Here is a 17431-nt window from a genome sequence, read left to right on the forward strand (position 1 = left end):
CGCAATACTCCCCCTCTTGCCGCGCCACTACTGTATCGCTATAGCTTTATTTAGTGGTTATTTTCGCGGTCTTGACAGCATAAGCCTTCATTAGCGAAGCCCACTTAAGAAAACTTAAGCGGGCTTTTTATCGGGTTCAATGACTGTGCGTAAAAGCTACAATGCATAGAAAATCAATACGGCAATCCCGCCAAATAATAGCCATTTGATCAGATAATAAATTCTGCGATTCCAAGCTTTCAGCCGTTTACCGACTTTGCGCACCGCATAAATATATTTAAATGCCCTATTAACGCCACCGGTTCGGTCCCCTTCTTCATTAGGGGCCGTGGCCGCGGTCATCAGGTTACGCCCTAGCCAATGGTTAACCCATTGCGCCCAACGATAACGCATTGGTCGCTCAATATCGCAAAACAAAATAAGCCGGTTCTGCCCACTCTGGTTTTCAGCATAGTGAATGTAGGTTTCATCAAACAATATTCCCTCACCGTCACGCCAACTGTACGTGGTGCCATCTACATCAATAAAACAGCGATCATCATTTGGCGTTATCAAGCCCAAGTGATAACGCAAAGAGCCCGCATAAGGATCACGGTGACGAGGTAAACGGCTGCCGTCCGGTAACTCCGCAAACATGGCGGCTTTTACTGAAGGTAGCCCCCGTAATAGTGAGGTGGTATAGGGGCACAGTGTCATGGCTGATGGATGACTGTCTTCATACCATTTCAGATAAAAGCGTTTCCAACCGGTTTTAAAAAAAGAGTTAAAACCGGCATCATTATATTTATCCGATGCCTTTATTTGCTGGATGTCCATTAATGCTTTGCCCTCTTCCCTGATTTGTAACCAGTTATCGCGCAAAACGGCTAACTCGGGGAAAAGATCCTGTTTTAAATAGGGTGTTGTCGGCACCCGCGAAAATAAGTACATGAAAACATTGATGGGCGAAACAAATGTCGAATGATCTGAAAGTTGACGCCAGAACTTATAACGAACCTTCCCGCGAAAATGCACATAGGCTACGCACAAGATAAAAACCAATAGCACTATATATTTCATGATGTCCTATCAACAAATATGGCTGGTAGCTAAATATTTAGTCTATCTCAAGCAAATTTTCCAACTTAAAAAGATGAAAACTCATTAAGAGGGTCAGTAACATTAAGATTAGTAGGCAATAAATGTCTGAAGGTCACTGTCATTGAGTGTAAAACACCCCGTAAAACGACGCCCTTCAGGGAAATCATCACTTAGTTCGCGTAATAATTGTAATTCGAAACGCCCCGTATCTAGCGAATAACTTAACAATTGAGCTTCAAGAAAATCAAAATAGCGCCCTAACTGAGGGAAAACAGCTTTGAATAAGCTCTCTTTGGCTGAAAAAGCTAATGTGAGTAGTTGATTGAAGGGCAATGGGCCTGCTTGAAAATAATGATATTCTTTTTCACTAAGAATACCCGGCCACAAGTTTTCGGCTCTTTCCGCAGAAATTAAACTTTCAATATCCAAGCCAACACCATGAATACTGTGGTTCACCTCTTCAGACTCAACCACTGGCGTTATTATTTGCGCAGTACATAAAGCACGTTGATTATTATGGCTAATACTGCCAATCAATCCGGTTGGCCATTGTGGCGCGCGGTCTATCCCACTGCCCAGCGGATAGTCGCGGATTTCCAGCATATTGAGTACCTGTCGGGCAACAAAGCGCCCCGCCAAATATTCCGCGCGCCGTTTAGCGACCGCTTTTTGCAAATTGCCCGGAAACGTAATGCCATACACAGCAAATAGCTCATCCCGGTATTCATTGACATCAAAATCACATTTAGCCAAAAGCCCGCGAAACTGTGGCTGCCCATTCAAACCGCTGGCTGGCAGTGCAGCAAAAGTAAAGTTACGAATAAATACCGACGTCACGCGCTATCCTAATCACATTGATTCATAGGCTTTTATAGTAGTGGTTAACCCGCATTGCTACAATATCAGAACCCCTGCCTTTTGATGTAAAACGTTAGCAGCAACACGTTATTCCTCACTGAGTGCCCCCCTAAGCCCACAGCTAATCATCTTTTTATTGCGTTTTAACCACAAATGAAATGCAACTTCACAATTATTAAAACACGGTTCCTGTCATTTCTTTTTCTGTGATAATGGTCAATTTAATAGCAAATATAAACCGCTAGTTTGAATGCCATGGGGATAAGGGAATAACCCTTTTATATACATTGATATAACGATTCAATTATTAGAAATGATGCCTTTTTATCTATTTTTATACCCACGGTAGTTGAAGTTTCAGCTAACAGCACCGCAGCTTCAAGTAACAAGGGTATAGTGACTTCTGGAGATAACTGAATGAAATTCCCTAAGCCTTTGCCAACACTGTGTCTGGCTATTTCTGCCATATTATTTAGCCAAATAGCCTCCGCACAACAAATTAAAGCTGCTGATGTTCATCCCAAAGATTATCCCAATGTTGTCGCAGTTAAAAATATGGGCGACAAACTTAAGACTGCCACTGATGGGCGTTTGGAAATTAAAACCTTCCCTGGTGGGGTATTGGGTGATGAGAAACAGATGATCGAACAGGCACAAATGGGAGCCATTGATATTATTCGTGTATCCATGACACCGGTGGCCTCTATTTTACCGGAGATCAGCGTCTTTACCCTGCCTTATATGTTCCGCGATGAAGATCACTTACATAAAGTGCTTGATGGCAAAATCGGCCAAGAAATTGGCGATAAAATCACTAACAACAAAGATTCAAAATTAGTGTTTCTTGGCTGGATGGATGCGGGAACCCGTAATCTGATAACCAAGCAGCCAGTGATTAAGCCGGAAGATCTCAAGGGTATGAAAATCCGTGTTCAAGGCAGCCCAATTGCCTTGGCTACGCTAAAAGCAATGGGGGCAAATTCTCTGAGCATGGGGGTGAGCGAAGTGTTTAGCGGCATGCAAACCGGGGTTATTGATGGTACTGAAAATAACGAACCAACGTTTGTTGCTCATAATTATCTACCCGTGGTGAAAAACTATACCTTGAGCGGCCATTTTATTATTCCTGAGCTGTTCCTCTATTCTAAAACCAAGTGGGATAAATTATCCCCTGAAGATCAACAAACTATTCTAAAACTGGCCAAAGAAGCACAGGCTGAACAGCGCGTATTATGGCAAGCCTACGTACAGCAATCACATGACAAGATGAAAGCCGGTGGCGTGCAATATCACGAGATTGACCATGATTATTATTACAAGGCCACCCAGCCCGTACGCGATGAGTTTGGCAAAGATTATCAGGACCTCATAAAACAAATCAGCGCTGTCGAATAACACTATTCTGGCGGTATTAATAACCTTAATACCGCTGACATATATACCCAAATCCTTGGTGTCGCAGCAAGGCAGCAAACGCGCGAATCCCATTGAGCTTATATAAGTCAGTGATTTGGGTGAGCAAATGCAGCTAACACTGCTGCAGCGTCAAGGACAAAGGGTAAACTGAGGTCTCCGCTATGGCTCGCTTTTATCTATCAACGATGGATGCTTTATATCGCCTGTCAATCTGGGTAGCTGGTATTGCTTTAATTATCATGGTTGCAGTTATCCCTATGGGGATATTCGCCCGTTATATTCAAAACGATGGCTTATCCTGGCCTGAACCTGTCGCTATTTTATGTATGGTGACATTTACCTTTGTTGGCGCTGCCGCCAGTTATCGTTCGGGCTCGCATATTGCGGTCAGTATGGTTACCGATCGACTTTCGGCAACAGGTAGAAAAGTTTGCCTGCTCTTAGTCGATTTACTGATGATAGTTATCAGCCTGTTTATCCTGATTTATAGCTACATCTTATGTAGCGAACTTTGGTCACAACCGGTGGCTGAGTTCCCATTACTGACCGCCGGACAAACTTATATCCCGCTGCCTATCGGCTCTGCCATTACCCTGTGCTTTATTCTCGAGCGCCTGTTTTTTGGCCCGCAGACCCACCGCCCGGTCGTCATGATTGGCAATTCATAATTTGGGGAATTTTGCCTTATGGATGCATTTATTCTAGTTTTTACTCTGGCTATTTTATTGGCTATCGGTGTCCCGGTTGCCTATGCCGTGGGTCTGAGCGCCATCGCGGGTGCATTTTGGATTGATTTACCATTGGAAGCGGTAATGATCCAAATCACCAGCGGCGTAAACAAATTTTCATTACTGGCTATCCCGTTCTTTATTCTGGCGGGCGCCATTATGGCGGAAGGAGGGATTGCACGGCGGCTAGTGAATTTCGCCTATATCTTCGTCGGTTTTATTCGTGGTGGCCTATCGCTGGTCAATATTGTGGCCTCAACATTCTTCGGCGCAATTTCGGGCTCCTCAGTGGCAGATACCGCCTCTATCGGTTCAGTAATGATCCCGGAAATGGATAAAAAAGGGTATCCACGCGATTTTGCTGCTGCCGTGACGGCGAGTGGTTCGGTGCAGGCAATATTGACACCACCTAGCCATAACTCGGTCATTTATTCACTGGCAACTGGCGGCACTGTCTCTATTGCTGCGCTGTTTATCGCCGGGATCCTACCGGGCTTGCTGCTCAGTTTGACCTTGATGCTCATGTGTGTCGGCTTCGCCTATAAGCGCGGTTATCCCAAAGGTGAACGAGTGCCATTCCGTCAGGCGCTCAAAATCTTTCTCGATACCCTGTGGGGGCTGATGACGGTAGTCATCATCATGGGCGGTATCCTTTCAGGGGTGTTTACCGCCACTGAATCCGCTGCAATTGCTTGTTTGTGGTCATTTTTTGTCACCATGTTTATCTACCGTGATTATAAATGGTCAGAATTACCAAAACTGATGTACCGCACGGTAAAAACCGTCACTATCGTGATGATTTTGATTGGTTTTGCCGCCAGTTTTGGTGCCATCATGACTTACATGCAATTGCCGGAACGTATCACTGAGTTCTTCACCTCGGTTTCGGATAACAAATACGTCATTCTGATGTGCATCAATATCATGTTGCTGATGATTGGCACCTTGATGGACATGGCACCGCTGATTTTAATCCTGACGCCGGTATTGATGCCGGTAACTAATTCATTGGGTATTGATCCGGTGCACTTCGGCATGATTATGCTGATCAATCTGGGAATTGGCCTGATTACCCCACCGGTCGGTTCGGTGTTGTTTGTTGCCAGTGCGGTGAGTAAACAGAAAATCGAGCAAGTGGTGAAGGCGATGCTGCCGTTTTACGGCGCGCTGCTGCTGGTGTTGATGCTGGTCACTTATGTTCCGGAGATTTCGTTGTGGTTGCCAAGAGTCTTTGGTGTTTACAACGGCTGATAGCGCGGTTAACGAAAGCGGGCCGCTGACTGGCCCGCCTCATAATGATTAAAGCAAAACGTTTAAATCAATACCACAGGCTCATGATTGGCCAGCCCACCAGCAGTAACATGGCAATGTAGAACACCCCCATGATCCCACCCAGTCGCCAGTAATCTTTCGATTTCACATAACCGCAGCCATAAATAATGACCCCAGGGCCAGTGGCATAAGGCGTCAGAACCCCCATGATCCCAATGGACAATACCAACAGCATGGATAAATGCTCCATCGGCACCCCGGTCAATCCTTTACCAACCGCCAAAATAACCGGCAGCATGGTCGCCGTATGGGCAGACAAACTGGCGAACAGATAATGGGAGAAATAGAACACCAGCACCAATGCCACCACCGTCATATTCGGTGAGAAACCATCAAGATGGGTGCTCATCGTGGTGGCAAACCAATCAATAAAGCCGGAGCGAGTCAGCCCGTTCGCCATCACCACCAAAGTCGCCAGATTGACCAACGTGTTCCAGGCACTGGAGTATTTGGTGATATCTCGCCATGACACTACGTGCAGAGCCAGCATCAAAGATACCGCCAGCAAACCTACCGCAGTCGCGTCAATGAACTTGCCGCCAAACACCCACAAACACAGGCTCAGCAGCACTAATCCAATCAAGATAGCTTCTTTGCGAGTCAGCCCACCCATCTCGGTGAGCGCTGTTTGCGCCCATGCTGCTACTTCATCACTTTTGGTTACACCGGGTTTATACAGCACGTAAGAGAGCCAAGGTGCAACAATCAGCAAAATTAAGCCCACAGGCAGAAACGCCAGGAACCACTGCATCCAGCCGATATGAACACCGGCAATTTTACTCACAAACTCAATACCCAGCACGTTAGGAGCTGCGCCGGTAACAAACATTGAGGAGCTGATACTGGTACCAATTACCATCATCCACATCAGATAGCCGCCAATGCGCCTGGATGATGGGTCATTGGGGAATGAGTCAAACAGCGGCGGCAAGTTTTTAACCACCGGGAATACCGTCCCGCCGGTACGTGCAGTATTTGACGGGGTAAAAGGCGCTAACAGAATATCAATGATAACAATGGCATAACCCAGTGTCAGTGTGCGTTTGCCCATGAACTTCACCATGAACAAAGCAATGCGACGTCCCAGACCGGTCGCTTCATAGCCGAGGGCAAAGATAAATGCCCCGAACACCAGCCAGACGGTGGTACTGGAGAATCCAGCTAGCCCCCATTTCAGTGACTCTTTGCCGCCATTAAAGCTGGCATCGGCCACTTCGGCGGCACTGAATAGCACCCAGTCTGAGCTCAATACACAAATCGTCACGGCAATGAAGCTTATCGCCGTTGCCGGAATCGGCTCTAAAATCATCCCAACAATCATGGCGACAAAAATCGCAAAATAGCGCCAGGCTTGGGGTGGCATCCCTTCCGGGGTTGGGATCAACAGCAGAACGGCCAACACCACAAAAGGCGCGAGCGCTTTCCATAATTTCTCTTGCGACTTCAACATAGAGGTACTCCTATAGCACCATTATTATTTTGAGGAGGGAGATGATGATGAGGAAACTGCGCCAGAAACCAGGTCAGGATCAGCAGGTCAGCACTGCCGCCGGGGCTAAGGTTGCGGGCGATACATTGGGCGTCAAACACTCGCACCCGCCACTGGCTGAGAGGCTCGCGCATCCCTGCCGGTGAGAGTGAAGACAGAATCTCTGCCGCCTGTTGTTGTAGCCATTGCAGCCCAGCTATTCCGCCCCGGGAAACCACATTGGTATCGCGGTTGACGGACATCAAAACCAGCAAGGTATGCAATAAGGCATGGTCGGGTTGCGCCCCGTCAGCTAATAAGCGCCGGTACGCGGGTAAAGCATGGGTTAACACGGTAGCGAAACCGGATTCAGCTTCGCCACGGGCCCCCGTCAGGCCATAGTGATAAAACAGGCGCTGGCCCGCAGTCTGCTGTGGGTTTGATTGGCGCAGTTCGCGCTCAGTTAGCCCACGGCATAATGTGGCCGCTTCCTGACAAATGGCTTGCGCACTGATCGGCTCTGCGCGGGCAGTTAACCGCCCCAGTGCACAGCAAATTAATCCCAGAGAAAAAACACTGCCTTTATGGGTATTCACCCCACCAGTGGCATTAAACATGCTGTGTTCACAAGCCAATCCCAGCGGCCGCAAGCTGTTCAGTGCCGCCGGTCCGGATAAATCACACTGATGAATGCCGTGCTCGATAAAACGTGGCAGCCACGGCGCAATCGCCTCGGCGCTGTGATAAAAATCGAGCAGCGTCATATCCTGATGTGCGCCGCAGTTAACCCGATCGACCAGGCCCGGTTTCGGTGTCAGATTGACTTCAGCCAGCATTGCCCGGTAAGCCAATGCGCCGTAATGTTGTATAAAGTCAGATTGCCGAGCAAAATCCGGTGTGGTGGCTGGCTCAGACCAAGCCCGTGGCGGTTGGGCCACGCTGTCGTCAGTGCGTTGCAGTTGTGGCATTGAGCATCAACTCCATCTGAGCCAATAATTCATCAATGCTGTGGGTTTGCGCCCGAGCACAGACATTGGCTGGGCGGTGGCACAGCAAACAACGGCGTGGTGCCAAGCCCACATCACGGCGTGATAAAATTCGTCCTGAAACATCAAGCACATCGATATCCCATAACCGGCCTTGCGGGTGTTTTAACTCAAGTAACAGCGCGGCATCCTTCACTTGCTCGGCGGGTAAATCGACAGCAATCAGCCCCTCACAGCCAGTAGGTAGCGGGAAAACTTCTTGCTGTAGCACCGGCCAACACTGCTGTTGGCTCAGTGTCGTAATGGCTTGCCATGCCAGAGTAAATAGCTTGCGAGTCAAGGGGTTATCTTTCACCGCGCCCGGAGCCACCAGCGTGAGTGAAATTAACGTGACCTGATGGCGCGCCAGCCAGAGCTGTTGTCTGGTCTGCCGGGATTCGCGGCTGGTCAGCAGCTCCGGTAAACTGATGGGCCGGTTGGCGGCTAATGCGGGGGAAAGAGTATTCATCATCTACTCCTGTATCTGATGAACAACGTCAATCACCGAACCGTCGCGGTAGCGCACCACTGCCACTACCCGATCAGTGAATTGGATAGGCTTTGGCGCACCGGTCAGAATCAAAGCCCGCTGATAGAGCCAGTCAATAGTCACCACCGGCAAACCGGCTTGTTGCAAGCGCTCGGCTAACTCTGGCCGCGCTGGATTGACCGCAATCCCGTGATCGGTCACGAGAATGTCAACACTGGAACCCGGTGTCACACAGGTTGTGACTTCGTTGACCAAGGTCGGAATACGTCCACGCACCAATGGCGCGACAATAATTGACAGCCGCGCAGCAACCGCAGTATCACAATGGCCGCCAGAAGCGCCGCGCAATACTCCGTCCGAGCCGGTCAGCACATTGACGTTAAAGCCGGTATCAATTTCCAAGGCACTGAGCACCACCACATCCAGCCGGTCAACAGATGCACCTTTCGAACTGAAGTTGGCGTATTGATTTGCACTGATTTCAATATGACGTGGATTTCGCGCCAGAGAGGCAGCCGCCTGCCGGTCAAAACTTTGCACATCCAGTAGCTTGGTAATTAGCCCTTTTTCGTGCAATTCCACCATGGTTGAGGTGATACCGCCGAGGGCAAAAGCGGCGGTAATATTGCGCCGTAACATTTTGTCCTCAAGAAAACGGGTCACTGCCAGCGACGCCCCGCCGGTGCCGGTCTGTAACGAGAAACCATCGACAAAGTAGCCCGACCCGGCAATCACGTCGGCAGCACGACGGGCAATCAGTAACTCGCGGGGATTGGAGGTCATACGGGTGGTATCAGCACCAATCTTGTCGGCATCGCCCACCTGCTCGACTTGAACAATCAGGTCAACTTGATCCTGAGTGATACTGGCCGGATGATGAGGATAGGCCACCAGCGCTTCAGTCAGCAGCACCACACAATCGGCATATTCGGCATCGACCCGGGCATAACCCAGAGAGCCGCAGCAGGCATTACCACTAAAACCATTGGTATTACCGAACTCATCACAAGCCGGCACCCCAATAAAGGCGACATCAATGGTCAATTCGCCAGATTCGATTAAATTAACGCGGCCGCCGTGGGAATGGACCTGAACCGGTTTCGCCAATAACCCGCGTGACACTTCCTCGGCCAATGGCCCACGCATGCCGGAGGTGTAAATCTCACTCACCACACCATTACGGATATGCTCAACCAAGGGCGAGTGGCAATCGCTGAGGGAACTGGAGGCCAGTCGCAGATTTTTGAATCCCATTGCAGCAATGGCATTCATCACCAAATTCAAGGTTAAATCGCCGGCCCGGAAAGCATGGTGAAACGAGATGGTCATGCCATCTTGCAGCCCAGATCGGCGGATTGTGCTTTCCAAAGAATCACAAATCTTGATATTGCGGGGCTTCTGCGCCTGTAAATTTGCTTTAGAAGTATTCTGATACAGGTGATATGCCGGGCTGTTATCCTGACAATGACGTAAACTTTCTACTCGTTGTTGCCTATTCATCTGTTATTCCTCACGCAGGCCACTGACCGCACGTTGCAAAACCAACCGCGCCCGTTCAATCACTGGGCTGTCCACCATCTTGCCGTTGAGGGAAACCACACCTCGCCCTTCGGCCTCTGCCGCAGCGGCGGCATCAACCACCGCTTGTGCATGGCGAACTTCTTTTTCGGTCGGGGCATAGAGGTTGTGTAACAGCTCGATTTGGCGTGGGTTGATCAGTGATTTACCATCAAATCCCAATTGCTTGATGAGGGCGGCTTCCTGCAAGAAACCCGCTTCGTTATTGGCATCGGAATACACGGTATCGAAGGCTTGGATTCCGACGGCGCGCGCGGCCTGTAAAATTGAGCAGCGCGCAAACAGCAGTTCAATACCCTCCGGGGAACGTTCGGTACGCAAGTTGCGGACATAATCCTCTGCCCCCAATGCGATCCCCATTAAGCGCGGAGAGGCCTGAGCAATGGCCAAAGCCTGAGTAATGCCCTGCGCCGATTCAATAGCGGCTAACAGGCCGGTGCTACCCACCTCACGCCCACATTCCGCCTCGATACGGCTGATTTCTTGCGCCATATCCTCCACATCTTTCGCATTATCTGTTTTGGGTAAACGCACGATATCCGCCCCGCCACGCACCACGGCCTCCAAATCCGCCAGGCCATAAGCTGAATCCAATGCATTGACGCGCACAATGGTTTCTACATCTTGATAAAGCGGATGTTGTAGGGCGTGATAAACCAAACGTCGAGCGGCATCTTTTTCGCGCAAGATCACGGAGTCTTCCAGATCAAACATCAATGCATCAGCCTGATAAATAAAAGCATTACTGACCATTGCGGCATTGGCACCGGGAACAAACAACATGCTGCGGCGCATTCTGTTTTTCATTTCAGGTTTCACAGCGAAGCTCTCCATGGCAGAATTTTTTCATCACAGGCCCTGAGTAGAGCGGTCTCCAGCCGAGCCTGCAAAACGCAATCCAGTGCGCCTTTATCGTCAATAATCAGTTGCACTCCGGTAACCCGATACTGTTCCAGTAACGCCAATACGCTGTAACGAATGGCTTCACCAAACTGCTTATCCACACTGCTGTGAATTTGCAGGTCTATTTCGGGTGGATTCAATGGCGCAATTCGCACCATGACGTCGCTCGACTCCAACGTTCCAGCGACGGCCTCTCTGATAATTTTCATTTTTCACCTGATTAACTTGTCTTCAATTTCGTGGTTGCTGACTTACGTACCAGTCCCTATCTTTGCGCCCTGCTTTAGTCGGCTGACGTTAATCGACTAACAGCAGGGTTGGATTCTTTGCTGAGGTGGCGTTCTTCTCTGCACTAGCCGCTTTTTGTGCACGTTGTGCCAACAGTCGCTGTAAATAGTGGCAAGTGGCGGGCGGGACTAATTTGCGAATGGTTTCACCGTCGCCCTGTGCCAATAATTTGCGCACCCAAGAGGCGGAAATAGCGGTGTCGTGGTATTTAAGGCGCTCAATCTCTACCAGTGAAACTGGCGGATATGGCAATGACGGCGTTGCTAACCAGAAGCTCATGTCGCGGTTATATTTGGCGGTCACAGTACAAAACGGCTCGGTACCGGCAAAACGGTGAGTCACCCCTAGCGCCGGAGCCAAATATTGGCGGAATATTTTTAAGTCGATTTCGGTATAGCAGTCGTCTGCCACGCCTTGATCCTTAATGAAATAACACGGGAATGTGGCGCGGGAAATCATATATTCCGAGCCGGGGTGCACGGTGAGATTAGGGATATCTTGTGTGCCATCGAGAACTAATTGCAGCCGGTCTTCATAAGGAAAACGGGAGTTATCTTCCTTCACCAAAAACAGATGTAACCAATCACACTGCGCCGCAGCTTGGCGTACTAAATATTGGTGTCCACGGGTAAATGGGTTGGCATTCATTACGATGCTGCCAATTTTTTGCCCTGGCTGACGTAATTGGCTCAATTGCTTCGCATAGCGCTGCAAGCGGCAGTCACTATTTTCCATCAACACCACAATACCGGGAACACTTGCGATAGGATAAAAGCCACAAGCTTTAAATAAACTCTCATTTCTAGTTTTGGTATAAATAAACAGGTGGCTGTGATGACGTTCATAAGCCAAATTGACCAACTCTGTTGCCAGTGTTAGTGCCAGCCCTTCTCCTCTGACTTGCTCACTGATCGCCACACATTTGATAATATTTCCGGCAATACCACCACAGGCCACGAGCATCTCATTACGGCTTACGGTAATAAACACCTCAACGGTGGTATCTATATTCAGATCATTAGCCCGCAAGAATCGCGTTATTTCTGCGATTTGCTGATGGTCTGAACGATTAACTCTATTAAATACCGTATCCATAATTCACTCTCTACCATAACGTTTACATAACAAATAAAGAACAAGTTAAAATATCGAGAATAAAATTAATAAAAAATATGCTCTTTAAATAAATAATTCACATAAAAACAACAATATAAAATAAATCAAAAGCGGAGAATTTTTAATTTGAATTAAATTACGAGCACATGCTAAACATAAAAATTGCGCGGTTAATTGACCTATTTCACATATAAGAGAGTAAATATAAGTTATTTAATGGTTTTAATTTTCTTAATTATTAATATATATTTTTATTTCTCTTAGCTATTTAATTATTTCTTAAATTAACTTATGTTAATGCCATAGATTCTAATTTCTCGAAAATTTAAGGTTACAGATAGACAGTCAGCAACTCTGCAACCTCAAATACCAAGGATATTTGTTAATTAAGGTGAGTAGCTTGTCGATTCCTTGCACAGTGGGAAAATTAACATGGCGTGGTCGAATATGGAGCCGATTGAAAAATATGGCCTTCCCGCTGCGTATATTTTTCCTGCTATTAACTGTTTCAATCCTGTTGACCGGAGCATTAGACCGTTTTCTCAGTCACAATTTTGAACAATATCTGCTGGATCAAGTGAGTAAAACGGCCATGAATCAGGCCAAAATAATTGCGTCGATGGATTCTGTAGTCAATGCCGTCAAACATCGTGATAAAGCCCAGTTGGCAAACATTGTCAGCAGACTCGGCAATACCTCGGATCTTGATTACCTCGTCATTGGCGACACCCAGTCGATTCGCCTCTATCACCCTAATCCGGAGATGATTGGCTACCCGATGCAGTGGACTAAGCCCGGCGCATTGGAGCGGGGCGAAAGCTATATTATTTTCGGCAAAGGCTCGATGGGCGAAGCTATGCGCGCCAAAACCCCGATTCGCGATGAACAGGGGAAAATTATCGGCGTGGTTTCTCTCGGTTATCTGATCAGCAAAATTGACCACTGGCGACTGGTTTACCTCCTGCCACTCACCCACTCTTTTCTCATTGTGCTGGCGGTATTGCTGCTGTTGTCATGGCAATTTGCCAACCATATTCGCCGGCAAATGATGGGGATGGAACCCAAAGAGATAGCGCGAGTTTTACGCCAGCAAGAGGCGCTATTCGGGGCGGTATTTGAAGGTCTATTAGCCGTTGATCCTGAGGGAAGGATCACTGCAATCAATCAAAATGCGCGTAAAATGCTGCACATATCTGCCACGCCACAGCAGTTGATTGGTCGAAAAGTCAGTGAGGTGGTTTCTCCTGATCACTTCTTCCGCGATCAAGCCGGTGATAATCGCCAAGATGAGCTTTGTACTTTCAATGGCTTGAATGCTATCGCCAACCGTGCCGGTATTTGGTCAGAAGACGGGGCGTTTCAAGGCTGGGTGGTGAGCTTCCGAAGTCAGGATGATATTCATACTCTCAGTGCTCAACTGAGTCAGATTAAACAATATGTTGAAAATCTGCGCACCGTACGTCACGAACATTTGAATTGGATGTCCACCATGAGTGGCTTATTGCAGATGAAAGAGTTTGACCGCGCGCTAGAAATGGTCAAAACCGAGTCATCCTCCCATCAGGCGCTGATTGATATGTTACGTACCGCCTTCAATAACCGGCAAATTGCGGCGTTATTATTTGGCAAATATCACCGGGCACGGGAGTTAGGGTTGAATTTGAACTTTGTTCCGGGTTGCCAGTTAGCTAATCTGCCGCCTAATATTGGCGAAAATGAATTGGCCGCCATTATGGGAAACCTACTGGATAATGCCTTTGAGGCCAGCTTGAAAAACCCAGAGGGTGATAAGCAAGTTGAAATTTACCTGTCTGATGAAGGCGATGACCTGATTTTAGAGGTCGCTGATCACGGCTGTGGTATTGACCCACAACTGCAGGACAGTTTGTTCGAACGCGGTATCAGTTCCAAAAATTCCGATGATCATGGTATTGGCCTGTATTTGGTCGCGACCTATGTTCAGCAAAGTGGCGGCACCATTACGATAGAAGAGAATCCGCCGTGCGGCAGCTTATTTACAGTCTTTATTCCGAAGACGCATTGATCTCAAAGACGGGGAGATCCCATGGAATGGCTTAATATTTTAGTGGTAGAAGACGAAACACCACTGGCAGAAATGCATGCAGAATTTATCAAGCAGAGCAGCTATTGCCGTGAAGTTTGGCTGGCAGGTAATTTGCAACAAGCCCGCAGTATGGTGGCTCGTTTTCATCCTGATTTGATTCTGCTGGATAACTATCTGCCAGATGGCAGTGGTTTGGAATTATTACGTGAAATGACGTTACAAGGCTTCTCCGGTGGCATTATTTTCGTCACTGCGGCCAGCGACAGTGAAACTGTCTCAGAAGCTATCCGCTATGGGGTTTTTGATTACCTGATAAAACCGGTGGCCTATGAGCGGCTAGAGCAGTCATTAGCCCGCTACAGTCACCGCCATCAAGTCTTGCAGGATGGAACTAAGGTTAATCAGCGCCAAATTGATGAAATGTATAATACTTATGCCCGTGGCGAGCAAAAAGTGACATTGCCGCTGGGAATTGATCAAATGACGCTGGATAAAGTCCAGACCCTATTCAGTGATAATGCCAATGAGTACACGGCTGAAAATGTCGCACAAATGCTCGGGTTAAGCCGCACCACTGCCCGCCGTTATCTGGAGTTCTGTGCCGCTAATCAAGCCCTGCAAGCCGAGATTATTTATGGCAAGGTAGGCCGACCACAGCGCATTTATCGCAGCAAGAAAGCGCTGTAATAGCGCCATCACTCGTCTCCCGCGCGCCACCACTCTCTGTGGGGCGCTGCATTTTTCAGCAATAAATGCCTATTCCTTGGTCGGATTTATCCTGCATATGTTAAGCCTCTTACATTTCTGATAACAATTATTGCCACGCTAATGATTGATGAGCATCATGCAGACTGTGTTCCGCAATAATGAAAAATCATGATTAACGTCGCATTGATAGATGACCATATTGTCGTCCGCTCGGGGTTTGCACAGTTGCTATCGCTGGAAAAAGATATTCGTATTATTGGCGAATATGGTTCAGCGGCTGAGGCTTGGGTCGATTTGCCCAATATTGATGTGCATGTCGCCGTCATGGATATTTCAATGCCAGACGAAAGTGGATTAAGTTTGCTCAAGCGTCTGCGCCAGAAAATCCCCCATTTCCGCGCCATCATTCTGAGTATCTATGACACCACCGCATTTGTACAAAGCGCGATGGATGCAGGTGCCAGTGGTTATCTGACCAAACGTTGTGGCCCGGATGAGTTGGTACAAGCACTCCGCACTGTCAGTGGCGGCGGCCTTTATCTGTGTGCCGATGCCTTACGAGCACTGCGCCATATGCCGCAGCAACCGCAACAGTTGGCGGTGCTCACCCCAAGGGAAAAAGAAATTTTCCAGCTATTAATCAATGGGATTAGTGTAAAATCCATTGCCGAGCAACTCTCCCTCAGCCATAAAACCGTTCATGTTCATCGCGCCAATATTCTGGGCAAATTGAATTGCGAAACCACGGTCGAGCTGGTGCATTTCGCCCTGCAACACCAGTTGCTGGCAGGTAACTGATGTGGCAACTGCGCTCAGTGGGGCTATCACTGTTTCTGGTGATCTTCTTCTCCCTGAGCTGGCTGGCACTGTGGACCATCAGCTTTTACCTCAGTGATGATGGTTTGCACGCCGTGCTGTTATTGCCGCAAGGTCTGCGGCTGGCACTGATGATTCTGCTGCCTCGACGCTATTGGTCGGTACTCTTGCTGACCGAGTGCGCCGCATTATGGTGGCTGCACAGTGAAGAGTTGCAACCCACTGCCTGGGTTATGTTTTCTCCGTTCCTAAGCTTGCTACCCGCCGGGCTGACACAACGTTTTTGGCATCACTACACCCTCTATTGGCAACGGCTGTTACTGCTCCTCACCGCTGTCACCGGCAACAGTCTGCTACACGGGTTGGTATTGGGTTTTTGGCTACCTTTGCCACTAACCCAAACCCTGCTCGCCACCTTCACCGGTGGCATTCTGCTGGTGCCGTTTACTTATCTAATTTACGAATATTTAAAGCAGCAACATATTAGGAACTTGTTTTCTCAGCAGATGCCTGACCCACCGCTGCGCACCTCGCTGCTGGTGTGGTGCTCGCTGATTTTCGCCATTGGGGTTTGTGTGCAAATGGCGATCGCCCCCAATATGGAGCGGCTGCTACTGATTTTTGTCTTCCTACCCAATGTGTTTATGGCCTACAAATTTGGCTGGCAAGGTGGGGTTTTGGCGGCGGTTTTAGGTAGCCTGATGATCACCGTAACCCGTCAGGCCAGTGGTGCATTTCATGATCTGGCCGAACTGGAGCTGTTCCTCTCAACCCAGGCATTACTGGGGATGACGCTGGGGATAGCCATTAGCCGCCAGCAGCAACTTGCGCAGCACCTGCACCGCTATCGCAATCAGTTGGAACAAGAGCTGCAAACCCGCCGCAAACTGATGAAAAGATTGGTGCATACCGAGGAAGATGTGCGCAAAGAGATTGCCCGCGAGCTACACGATGAAATCGGTCAGAATATCACTGCCATCCAAATTCAAGCGATGCTGGTTAACCGCAGCGCGCCCTCTCCGGCAGCACAGTCAGCCGCCAATCAAATCAGCAGCTTGTCACAACGCATTCACCAAACTACTCGTCAATTATTACGCCAACTGCGCCCACCGGTGCTGGATGAGATGCCGCTGGATCAGGCGCTCCACCATCTGGCGGAAGAGTTTGCTTTTGCCGAACAAGGAATTAACTTCCAACTGGACTATGCGCTGCCACCAACTCCCGGTGAAGATGTGGTGATCTTAACCCTCTACCGACTGGTGCAGGAGCTACTCAATAACATCAATAAGCATGCCAATGCCCGCAATATTCAGGTCAGCCTGCGTTTAGCCGACGATATTATTACTCTGGATGTGCGCGACGACGGCATGGGTATCCCGGCACAACCGCAAGGTGGTGGATTTGGCCTGCGTGGAATTGAAGAGCGAGTGCGGGCGCTTGGCGGCGACTGGTTATTACAGCGCCGTCTGGGAACCCGTGTGGTGGTGAACCTGCCGACTCATGTGCATACCAACGACTCTGTGAGCCTGTCCACAGAACTGCATCAAAAGCCCTCATAAA

General features: G+C 48.7%; 16 protein-coding genes. 7 read left to right on the top strand and 9 right to left on the bottom strand.

The genetic code is table 11. The features are described from left to right. Positions 1–156: 156 nt before the first annotated feature. Complete coding sequence (lpxO, locus tag FTA96_RS07670) at positions 157–1059, bottom strand: lipid A hydroxylase LpxO (RefSeq protein ID WP_050111060.1); 903 nt, start codon at positions 1057–1059, stop codon at positions 157–159. A gap of 108 nt (positions 1060–1167) precedes the next feature. Then, complete coding sequence (locus tag FTA96_RS07675; RefSeq protein WP_145573529.1) at positions 1168–1917, bottom strand: 4'-phosphopantetheinyl transferase family protein; 750 nt, start codon at positions 1915–1917, stop codon at positions 1168–1170. A 438-nt stretch (positions 1918–2355) separates the two neighbouring features. On the opposite strand from FTA96_RS07675, the gene FTA96_RS07680 reads away from it, so the two are divergent. From FTA96_RS07680 to FTA96_RS07690, 3 genes are all read left to right on the top strand, one after another. Next, positions 2356–3333: a TRAP transporter substrate-binding protein gene (locus FTA96_RS07680; protein ID WP_050111058.1), complete on the top strand. Its 978-nt coding sequence runs from the start codon at positions 2356–2358 to the stop codon at positions 3331–3333. A 182-nt stretch (positions 3334–3515) separates the two neighbouring features. Beyond that, positions 3516–4022 (top strand): TRAP transporter small permease, encoded by a 507-nt coding sequence (locus FTA96_RS07685; RefSeq protein ID WP_145573531.1) that lies wholly within the window; start codon positions 3516–3518, stop codon positions 4020–4022. A gap of 18 nt (positions 4023–4040) precedes the next feature. Further along, the gene (locus FTA96_RS07690; protein ID WP_050134699.1) at positions 4041–5333 is read left to right on the top strand and encodes a TRAP transporter large permease; all 1293 of its coding nucleotides are present in this window, start codon (positions 4041–4043) and stop codon (positions 5331–5333) included. Positions 5334–5400: 67 nt separating this feature from the next. Here the strand turns inward: FTA96_RS07690 and FTA96_RS07695 are convergent, their stop codons facing one another. The 7 genes from FTA96_RS07695 to citC form a co-directional block, all read right to left on the bottom strand. Further along, positions 5401–6864: an anion permease gene (locus FTA96_RS07695; RefSeq protein ID WP_050111055.1), complete on the bottom strand. Its 1464-nt coding sequence runs from the start codon at positions 6862–6864 to the stop codon at positions 5401–5403. Continuing rightward, positions 6858–7850 carry a triphosphoribosyl-dephospho-CoA synthase CitG gene (gene citG / locus FTA96_RS07700; RefSeq protein ID WP_261172625.1) on the bottom strand — a complete coding sequence of 331 codons (993 nt, stop codon included), beginning with the start codon at positions 7848–7850 and terminating at the stop codon, positions 6858–6860. Before citG ends, FTA96_RS07695 begins: the two co-directional genes overlap by 7 nt. Then, positions 7828–8376: a citrate lyase holo-[acyl-carrier protein] synthase gene (gene citX / locus FTA96_RS07705; protein WP_050111054.1), complete on the bottom strand. Its 549-nt coding sequence runs from the start codon at positions 8374–8376 to the stop codon at positions 7828–7830. The genes citG and citX overlap by 23 nt, the downstream gene beginning before the upstream one ends. A gap of 3 nt (positions 8377–8379) precedes the next feature. Continuing rightward, complete coding sequence (gene citF, locus FTA96_RS07710) at positions 8380–9897, bottom strand: citrate lyase subunit alpha (RefSeq protein ID WP_050111053.1); 1518 nt, start codon at positions 9895–9897, stop codon at positions 8380–8382. A gap of 3 nt (positions 9898–9900) precedes the next feature. Next, positions 9901–10782: an aldolase/citrate lyase family protein gene (locus tag FTA96_RS07715; protein WP_230676849.1), complete on the bottom strand. Its 882-nt coding sequence runs from the start codon at positions 10780–10782 to the stop codon at positions 9901–9903. 8 nt (positions 10783–10790) lie between these two features. After that, positions 10791–11087 carry a citrate lyase acyl carrier protein gene (gene citD, locus FTA96_RS07720; protein ID WP_050111051.1) on the bottom strand — a complete coding sequence of 99 codons (297 nt, stop codon included), beginning with the start codon at positions 11085–11087 and terminating at the stop codon, positions 10791–10793. 88 nt (positions 11088–11175) lie between these two features. Then, entirely contained in the window at positions 11176–12261 is a 1086-nt protein-coding gene (gene citC / locus FTA96_RS07725) for a [citrate (pro-3S)-lyase] ligase (protein ID WP_145529263.1), read from the bottom strand. Between the two features lie 439 nt (positions 12262–12700). Here citC and dpiB point away from each other — a divergent pair, with 439 nt between their 5' ends. From dpiB to FTA96_RS07745, 4 genes are all read left to right on the top strand, one after another. Continuing rightward, entirely contained in the window at positions 12701–14326 is a 1626-nt protein-coding gene (gene dpiB / locus FTA96_RS07730; protein WP_261172626.1) for a sensor histidine kinase DpiB, read from the top strand. Positions 14327–14347: 21 nt separating this feature from the next. Further along, the gene (gene dpiA / locus FTA96_RS07735; RefSeq protein ID WP_050121873.1) at positions 14348–15034 is read left to right on the top strand and encodes a two-component response regulator DpiA; all 687 of its coding nucleotides are present in this window, start codon (positions 14348–14350) and stop codon (positions 15032–15034) included. Between the two features lie 189 nt (positions 15035–15223). Further along, positions 15224–15853: a response regulator transcription factor gene (locus FTA96_RS07740; protein WP_145529387.1), complete on the top strand. Its 630-nt coding sequence runs from the start codon at positions 15224–15226 to the stop codon at positions 15851–15853. Further along, positions 15853–17430, top strand: a complete 1578-nt coding sequence (locus FTA96_RS07745; RefSeq protein ID WP_050121868.1) for an MASE1 domain-containing sensor histidine kinase — start codon at positions 15853–15855, stop codon at positions 17428–17430. The genes FTA96_RS07740 and FTA96_RS07745 overlap by 1 nt, the downstream gene beginning before the upstream one ends. Position 17431: the final 1 nt, after the last annotated feature.

It is taken from the genome of Yersinia alsatica (assembly GCF_902170305.1).
Taxonomy (GTDB): Bacteria; Pseudomonadota; Gammaproteobacteria; order Enterobacterales; family Enterobacteriaceae; genus Yersinia; species Yersinia alsatica.